General features: G+C 57.7%; 5 protein-coding genes, 2 pseudogenes and 1 other annotated feature. Of the genes and pseudogenes, 3 read left to right on the top strand and 4 right to left on the bottom strand.

Annotated elements, in window-relative coordinates:
• Positions 1–34 precede the first annotated feature (34 nt).
• A complete protein-coding gene (locus AB4061_RS39925; protein ID WP_441641564.1) occupies positions 35–1,540 on the top strand; it encodes a tannase/feruloyl esterase family alpha/beta hydrolase in 1,506 nt (501 codons plus the stop codon).
• Positions 1,541–2,666: 1,126 nt separating this feature from the next.
• On the opposite strand, the gene AB4061_RS39920 is transcribed toward AB4061_RS39925, so the two are convergent.
• The gene (locus tag AB4061_RS39920) at positions 2,667–3,047 is read right to left on the bottom strand and encodes a winged helix-turn-helix transcriptional regulator (protein ID WP_441641563.1); all 381 of its coding nucleotides are present in this window, start codon (positions 3,045–3,047) and stop codon (positions 2,667–2,669) included.
• 244 nt (positions 3,048–3,291) lie between these two features.
• Positions 3,292–3,408 (bottom strand) — a sequence feature (AL1L pseudoknot).
• A gap of 199 nt (positions 3,409–3,607) precedes the next feature.
• On the opposite strand from AB4061_RS39920, the gene AB4061_RS39915 reads away from it, so the two are divergent.
• Complete coding sequence (locus AB4061_RS39915; RefSeq protein WP_441641562.1) at positions 3,608–4,750, top strand: NADH-dependent flavin oxidoreductase; 1,143 nt, start codon at positions 3,608–3,610, stop codon at positions 4,748–4,750.
• A 137-nt stretch (positions 4,751–4,887) separates the two neighbouring features.
• A pseudogene (locus AB4061_RS39910) lies at positions 4,888–5,208 on the top strand (LysR family transcriptional regulator); the annotation flags it as partial.
• 143 nt (positions 5,209–5,351) lie between these two features.
• On the opposite strand, the gene AB4061_RS39905 reads toward AB4061_RS39910, so the two are convergent.
• The 3 genes and pseudogenes from AB4061_RS39905 to AB4061_RS39895 form a co-directional block, all read right to left on the bottom strand.
• Complete coding sequence (locus AB4061_RS39905; protein ID WP_441641561.1) at positions 5,352–6,104, bottom strand: SDR family oxidoreductase; 753 nt, start codon at positions 6,102–6,104, stop codon at positions 5,352–5,354.
• A 143-nt stretch (positions 6,105–6,247) separates the two neighbouring features.
• The gene (locus tag AB4061_RS39900) at positions 6,248–7,630 is read right to left on the bottom strand and encodes an MFS transporter (RefSeq protein ID WP_441641560.1); all 1,383 of its coding nucleotides are present in this window, start codon (positions 7,628–7,630) and stop codon (positions 6,248–6,250) included.
• Between the two features lie 138 nt (positions 7,631–7,768).
• A pseudogene (locus AB4061_RS39895) lies at positions 7,769–8,042 on the bottom strand (4-oxalocrotonate tautomerase); the annotation flags it as partial.

Genomic DNA, 8,042 nt, shown 5'->3' with positions numbered 1-8,042 from the left:
TCGGTACCAGGCCTCACGAAAATCCTCGACAAATATAGGCGCCAAGACGGTCCCCTCCACGATTGGCCACCCATGCAGCGGGCAGCGTAGAAGAACTTGGCACTGTCCAGATTGCAAAGTGCTAGGAAAAATTCATCCGGTCGATTTTCAAGCGCCCGACATCCGTTTTGAAGTTGATCTTCCCAGCAACTGGAATGAGAAATCTGTCCACTTTGGTGGTGGCGGTCTGGACGGCACCATTCCGACGACTACTGGTTACGCTAGTTCCTCGCTGTCCTTCCTGGAAGAAGTGAAAACGGCCAAGACACCGTTGGCTCGGGGATTCGTAACACTGGGGAGCGATAGCGGACACCAAGGAAACGCCTTTGAAGGCGAGTTTTTGAAGAACGATGAGGCGCTGGCAAACTACGCAGGTGAACACGTCAAAAAGACTCACGACGTCGCGGCATATCTTGCACGAACTCGCTATGGCAAGTCGTTCGCTCACAGCTACTACGTTGGTGGTTCGGGAGGGGGAAGGCAAGGCTTGGTTTCTGCTCAACGATATCCCGCAGACTACGATGGGGTAATTTCAACTTTTCCGGCCAGCGAGCTTCTAGGGCTCTCATTTGCCATGGGACGGGTCTCAAAAGCCTCGCTCGCGCCCGGAGGATTCATTACATCGGCAAAGGCGAAGGTTCTCAAGGCGGCAGTGATGACCCAATGCGATGCCCTTGACGGCGCGACGGATGGCATCATCAGCAATCCGGCGGCATGCAGCTTCGATCCGTCGACATTGCGGTGTGCAGGGGGGGCAGATACTGGCGACACTTGCCTGTCCGACGCACAACTCAATACCGTAAACACCATGGCTACACCATTGGCAACCAAGTTTGATTTTGCCAACGGAATCCGCACCATCGCTGGTTACAATATTCTCTCGGGCACCGATTTTTGGAACTCCTCTTTCAGCCCCTTGGGACTTTCCCCGGCAGCGGCGGTATCGGATCCTGCCTCGGGCCAGTCAGCGTTCTTCTACGCGTTCCCGAACGCGCTCGTGAATTTCGCGATCGCCCGCACCCAGCTCGTAGACATCATGTCGTTTGACTTTTCCGACCCCGGCGCCCTGACGGCACGGACGCAAGCGGTCAGCAACATGGTGGATGCTACAAGCACCGACTTGACGACATTCAAACAACGAGGCGGAAAGTTAATTCTTCAGCACGGACAGTCGGATCAGTTCATCCCCGCTCAAATGTCGATCGATTACTACAATCGGCTAGTGACGCGATATGGACAAGCAACCGTAGGCGAGTTCGTGAAGTTCTATTTGGTGCCAGGGGCTGCCCACGGTTCTGGCGGCCAATTCGAAGGTGGCTATGACGCCCTGACTGTCCTTGACAATTGGGTTACGAGCGGAAATCCGCCTAACAAACTCGTCATCACAGACTTGAACGGGGCAACTGCAGGCCGTACCCGCCCGCTCTGCGAGTATCCGGCGTGGCCCAAGTACATTAGTGGCGACGTGAATTCTGCTGCTAGCTTTACCTGCACGCAATAGCATGGAAACAAGTTGAACTCTCCGCGGCGCGACGTTTCGGCGCCGCCACTCAAAGGTGGAGACACTCAATCATACTTGTTCGAGGCCTTAAGACCTTCGTCGCCTAGCGCTAGGATTAGCGCTAGGCATTTTTTTAATGGGACGCCTGACCTCAGACGTACGCGAGCTTTGCGCAAGTTTTACGGGTAAGCCGGGAAGAAGCGTTCGCTCCAAGGCACCGGTCCCGCTCCTTTTCATTTCAAACCGGCCCCAACTTGGCCATCTTTACTCGAAGCACCGACATCCTCCGGGCGCTTGGTTTTACCGTCCGATGCAGCCGACCGAGTTCGCCTGTTTGCCGTGAAGATGTGTGCGCTACCATCGGCACTCCCATTATTTCTGGTCGGTCTACCTCGCGAAATCCTTATCGAGGCAGACCCGCTAGGCACCGATCCAACACGGCTCCTGCGTGACATCTTCGGCGACGAACCGCCAAGTCGCACGCCTTCCTGCTGCCCCAAGCGAATGCCGGTAGTGAGACGATCGGAAACACGCCGATAAACGGCGCAGAGACATAGGACCGTTGGCGCTTGGGCCTGAGTCCGGCCCAATACCAGATCGTCGCGCAGGAAGCGCAAAGCGGACGCCCGGTCCGCAAGGCGCTCGCACACACAGTGCTGTAGTTGCGAAGCTGCGCCATTTCCACGGTAATTAACTTAAGGGTTGAAACGTTATCTACCCTCTCGATGCTTTCTCAGTGTCTGCTACCGCGATATAAACGGTAAGCCTTACTGGCCTTCGCTAAAGGCCGAATCTGGCTGCGGATTCAACCGGTCGATGCAACACATTTATATGGGGCATTGGAAGTCAAGCCCTTGGGTGGTCTGTTTCATGTAGTCAGCCGTCTCCATTTGAGAGTGCTGCAAGTTGTCCGTCATCCGCCCAACGTGTTGTCTGTCACGACCACGTCGCTGGCCACGGCGGATAACTCAAATGGCGAAGATGCTTTATTCCAGTTTGGAGTTCTTCATATAAAGCGGCCACATCAACAGGATTGAGGTCGGAGTGTTTGATGCCCGGGCGTTTGCCCGGTCTAACTTCTATCCGTGCCGGCACCAGGCAAGTCACCCCATACCGCAAGCGAGACTCAAGGCAAATTCTGTTGGTCGAAAGCGCTCCGAGCGCTTTCGACCATCGGCAGCTTCTCAAGTGTCCACGCATGCAGTTGTCGCAATGGTGGCTGCAAAGTTTTCCCAAGCGGCGTGATTTCATATAGAACAGCGAGCGGCGCCGGAATCACTTGACGGGAAACCAGTCCATTGCGCTCCAGGCGCCGAAGACATTGAGTCAGAGCTTTCTGGGTGACGCCCTCCAGCCGGCGCTTGATCGCGTTAAAACGATGTGGGCCGTCGTCTAGAACAGCCAACACCATCATTGACCATTTATCAGCAATCTGATCGAACAAGGCTCTGCTTGGGCAGTCTGAAGAAAAGCACTGCGGCTCTATATTAAATATCGAATGTTTCATGGTTTTTCCTGTACAAGCAAAAGCTCCGCTACCACCTCTAGTATATATATTATACCGCCCGAAGAGGTTAGAGCACTAGCGCTTTTGCACCTGCCCTATACAGCTGACACCTTATTGAGGCCTAGACTTGGAGATTGGCGTGCCAGATGTGTTCGAATTCAGCGACCAATCACTCATCGCGCTGCACCCACCCACTTCGCCGTTCAGGATGACGCTGCAGGGCACGATAGCGCCGATAGCCGGAAGGGGCGATCTGCATTTGCTGGGAGATCGGCTCAATCCCGAAGGTGCCCCGATATTTGTCGGCGAAGGCTTTCAGGACTTGAATCGGTGGTCAAGCTCCGCCTTGGCGAAGAACACGCTGGCGAGCTTGAGTATCTCGTTGGCACGGTGCAGCTCAGCTGGATCTCGCGTTCGAGTTCCTTGACGCACTTCTGGTCCGCTGCAGCCAACGTCGGGGTGGTTTCCTCTGATATACCAACGCGACTCAAGGTGCCTAATTGACACTAGATTTATAATGTATACCATGAAGCTTTACACCCTTCATGGAGTCCATTTTGATGTCTCTTCTGCATACCAATACCTTGTTTCGCCCCTTCGACCTCAGCCCAGGTATTACCTTGCGCAATCGCGTGGTGATGTCGCCAATGACTACATGGTCGGGCACCGACGATTTCCAGATCACGGAGGAGGAGGAGGAGTACTACCGGCTCCGCGTTAAAGGCGTAGGATTGGTCATCAGCGGCTGCGCCCAGGTGACCGCCAACGGCATCGGTTTCACGCATGAATTTTCTGCAGCCGACGATAGTTTCATCCCAAGCCTCAAGCGGCTTGCCGACGCAGCTAAGAGTGGCGGTGCGCCGGCTTTGCTGCAACTCTTTCATGCCGGCAACAAGGCACTGCCCCAGCTCATCCCTGGCGGGGATGTGGTAAGTTCAAGCGCTGTTCTGACAAAATCCACGCCCTTCGTTGCCCCGCTGACGCCGCGAGCCCTAACGGGTGATGAGGTCGTGGAGATGATCAAGGCGTTCGGTGAGGCAACACGGCGTGGCATCGAGGCCGGCTTCGACGGGATCGAAGTGCATGGCGCCCACGGCTTCCTGCTGCAAAACTTCCTCTCGCCAGCTACCAATACCCGCACCGATGAATGGGGCGGCTCACTGGAAAACCGCATGCGGTTTCCCCTGGCCGTCGTCGCAGAGGTCAAGCGCGTGATTGCAGAGCATGCCGACCGACCGTTTGCCATCGGTGTCCGCCTCTCGCCGGAAGAGCCTGGCGACGAAGGCTATCGCATTGACCAGACGCTGGCCTTTGTCGACCGCCTGTTGGAACTGGGTGTGGATTACATTCACGCCTCACTGGCCAACCTGTTGACAGACCGGCCTATCGACGACCCTGACGGGCAATCCATCGTCAGCCGCATCGCCGAACGAGTTGCCGGACGGGCTCCTGTGCTCGCCGCCGGCAGTATCCTGACACCCGACCATGCCAGCCGAGCGCTGGATACCGGGTTATCAATGGTCGCGATTGGCCGGGGGTTGATCATCAACCCTGACTGGGTAAGCCGTGTTCAGCAGGGTCAGGAGGTGGATGTTGAACTTGATCCTGCAAAGCTTCCGGCTATCAAGATCCCGCATAAGCTCTGGGCAATCATTCAGGGCTTCCAGGGCTGGATTCCTTTGAAGCAGCAAAAAAGTGCCTAGTAACGTTTATTAATTTCGATCGCGCCTGGAGTCTTACAGTTCTTTACAAGCTCGAATAGGCCAGTGCCGCTATGCAAGTAGGCAGGCATATTGTGAGTTAGTAACGAAGCGGTATCTATGTTGGAGAAGCCCACGACATGGAATTACGTCACCTCCGATGCTTTCTGGCTGTGGTCGAAGAACTCCACTTCGCCCGCGCAGCGGAAAAACTGCATATTGAGCAGTCGCCGCTGTCGCGGGCTATCAAAAACTTGGAGGAAGAGTTAGGAGCGCAGCTTTTCGTACGCACTACGCGTAGTACCCGGTTGACCGGTGGTGGCAAGTCGTTTCTGGAGCATGTCCCTCGTGTATTTACCGCCATACAGCAGGCGCGCGACAGCGTGAACGCTGCTGCCAATGGCTACAATGGAGATGGACGCGTGCCGCAGATTGTCCCGGACCGTTGGGCCTTGCGGCGCTTCCGCGGCCTGCCCACCAGTAGCCACCGTGACATCGAGGGCGTATGAATCGCACCGGTGACAGCGCAACGGTGATGACTTTGCTCATGATAGGAATCAGGAATCTGCATCAGGTGGCCAGATCCGCCCAACTGCTGCGATATTCAGATCTGAGCCTTACCACCGTCGACGAATAGTTCAATACCATTGACGAAGCTTGAATCGTTGGAGGCAAGAAAAACCGCAGCCTTGGCAATTTCGTCCGGATCTCCGACGCGGCCCATTGGGATCTGCGAGGCCAGAGCGTCGAGTATTCCCTGCTGCCGAGCGGCGTCGGGCCCGGCCAGGTTAAACAAACCCGGCGTCTTGGTGGGTCCGGGGCTGAGCGTGTTGACCCGGATACCGCGACCCTTGAGATCGAGAATCCAGTTGCGGGCGAATGAGCGTACTGCGGCCTTTGAGGCGGCATAGACACTGAATGCCTTGGTGCCGCCACTGGCGGCGGTGGAGCCGGTCAAGATGACTGATGCACCGTCCGCTAGCAATGGTAGAGCCTTCTGCACAGTAAACAGTACGCCCTTGACGTTACGGCCAAAGGTGTCGTCATACTGCTCCTCGGTAATATTCCCGAGCGGCATCAGCGAGCCGCCGCCGGCGTTGACGAACAGTACGTCGATCCGACCCTTTTCCGATTTCACCCGATCAAACAGCGTGTCCAGTTCGGCCATGTTCGATGAGTCGATCCGGATACCGGTAGCGTTTCCGATCGCGGACACCGCGGCGTCGAGTTCGGCCTGTCGGCGACCGGTGACAATGACATGCGCCCCTTCGCTAGCAAACCGCTTAGCGGTTGCGAGCCCGATACCGGTGGATCCACCGGTAACGATTGCGATCTTGCCTTCAAGTTTGCGGGACATGGAAGTTTCCTTGGTTGGTTGTGAGTCGGAGCGAGAACCTCGACTTCGTCCTCTGGCGCCTGGGTGCACGCGCTCGCCGATTCCAGCAGGCAGGTCGGCGAAAGGGCTCTCCACCAACTCGTACGCCCGCTGCGGGTCGAGCATTAAGGCCGCTGCCCGACCGCGCTCGAGTCGTGGCTATGCGAAGAGGCCGAGGACTTGTGCTTGATCAGAGCAACCGCGACACCGCCGATCACCGCGGCCATTGCAATGGCAAGGAAGTTCTGCACCAGCGGAAGCTTCATCGAGACCAGCAGCCCGATCACGATTGGCGCCGCGACCGCGCCGATGCGCCCGACCCCCGAGGCAAAGCCAAGTCCCGTCGAACGGATCGCCGTCGGGTAGAACTGCCCGGCATACGCGTACAGCAGGATTTGCGTGCCCAGCGTCGACGCGCCGACGACAGCAACTATCAGGAACAGCGGCTGCGCGCCGTAGCCGAGCTGCGTCAGCGAGACCGCAGCGACCCCGAAGAATGCAGTCGTCACCCACTTGATGTTCAGCTTGTCGGCGAGCCATCCGCCACCGACGGCGCCGACGACTGCACCGGCGTTGTAGGCGAGCAGGAAGTTCAGCGCGGAACCGAGGCTGTAGCCGGCCATGCCCATCAGCTTGACCAGCCACGAACTGAGGGCATAGAGCATGAACAGGCAGGTCATATAGGCGACCCAGAACATCACTGAGCTGAAGGCTCGGCCGTCCAGGAACAGCCTGCCTACGGTCGGACCTTCGGCCTTGTCCTCGGCCGGAACGAGGAACTCCTCGTGCGGCTCGAGCCGCATGTCCGGTCGGATCTTCCGGATCACTTCGCGCAGATGCCTGTGGTCGTGCTGCTTGATCAGGAATGGCAGCGACTCAGGCATGTACTTGAGGATGAACGGGATCAGCACCACTGCGGCACCCGCGGCGATGAACACAGATTGCCAGCCATAGGTCTCGATGAACTGCTTGCCGAGCAGCGCGGCGGGGATGCTGCCGACCGCGTAGCCGCAGCACATCAGCGTGACCATCACGCTGCGCACCTTCTTCGGTGAGTACTCGGTCATCTGCGCGGCCGCATTCGGGATCGCGCCGCCGATGCCGAGCCCGGCGAGGAAGCGCATCGCGCTGAAGGTGATAGGGTCGTTGGTGAACCCGGCGGCCGCGGTGAAGGCGCTGAACAGAAGCACGCAGATCGAGATCGCCCAGCGGCGGCCGATCTTGTCGGCCAGCGCGCCGAGCGCGATCGCCCCGAACATCATGCCGAACAGCGCCGAACTGGCCATGAAGCCCGCGGTTGAGGCCTCGACATTCATCGCCTTCATGATCGACGGAAGCGCTGTGCCGGCGACCGCCAGGTCGTAGCCGTCGAGCACTAGGATCACGAAACACCAGATCAGCACGGACCAGTGAAAACGGTTGAACTTGGCCTCGTCGACCAGTTTGTGAACGTCTATCCGGTGCGTGCTTGAATGTGCAGGTGCCAGGTCAGGGCGGATTGGTTTCATTGACTTGTCTCCTTTTATTATCGGTTTGAGGTTCGGTATGCGGCGCAGTAGCCACATTCTGAACAGAGACCTCACGGCCGACGCCCGCCCTTGCATAGAAAAGGGCGGTCCCCTCAGTCCGAGCAGGCTGCATCACCCTCACACGCGAGGGGCTTCGGGCAGGCGTTCACCGCCGCGCACGACGTATTTGGCGGGATACAGTGTGACGAGAACCTCGACTTCGTCTTCCGTTGCCCCGGTGCACGCGCTCCAGATCGAACTCACTTTTTTGGCCAGCGATAGTATGGCGCCGTCGCTGCGCCCATCACGTATGTGGCAGAAGATCAGCGTTTCGGAAGTGGGCTCTCCCGAACGGTAGAGGTTGTCGGGCGTGGCTTCATGGAATACGACGCTAATCAAGTCGGTCGAGCGG

It is taken from the genome of Cupriavidus sp. YAF13 (genome assembly GCF_052113425.1).
Taxonomy (GTDB): domain Bacteria; phylum Pseudomonadota; class Gammaproteobacteria; order Burkholderiales; family Burkholderiaceae; genus Cupriavidus.
Note: the sequence above shows the minus strand (reverse complement) of the source record. Positions and strands in the feature narration are given on the sequence as shown.

What these genes read in the sequence shown, in the direction of transcription:
- AB4061_RS39920 (WP_441641563.1), bottom strand. Translation starts at nt 3,047, where the DNA reads ATGAAACATTCGATATTTAATATAGAGCCGCAGTGCTTTTCTTCAGAC.
- AB4061_RS39915 (WP_441641562.1), top strand. Translation starts at nt 3,608, where the DNA reads ATGTCTCTTCTGCATACCAATACCTTGTTTCGCCCCTTCGACCTCAGC.
- AB4061_RS39905 (WP_441641561.1), bottom strand. Translation starts at nt 6,104, where the DNA reads ATGTCCCGCAAACTTGAAGGCAAGATCGCAATCGTTACCGGTGGATCC.
- AB4061_RS39900 (WP_441641560.1), bottom strand. Translation starts at nt 7,630, where the DNA reads ATGAAACCAATCCGCCCTGACCTGGCACCTGCACATTCAAGCACGCAC.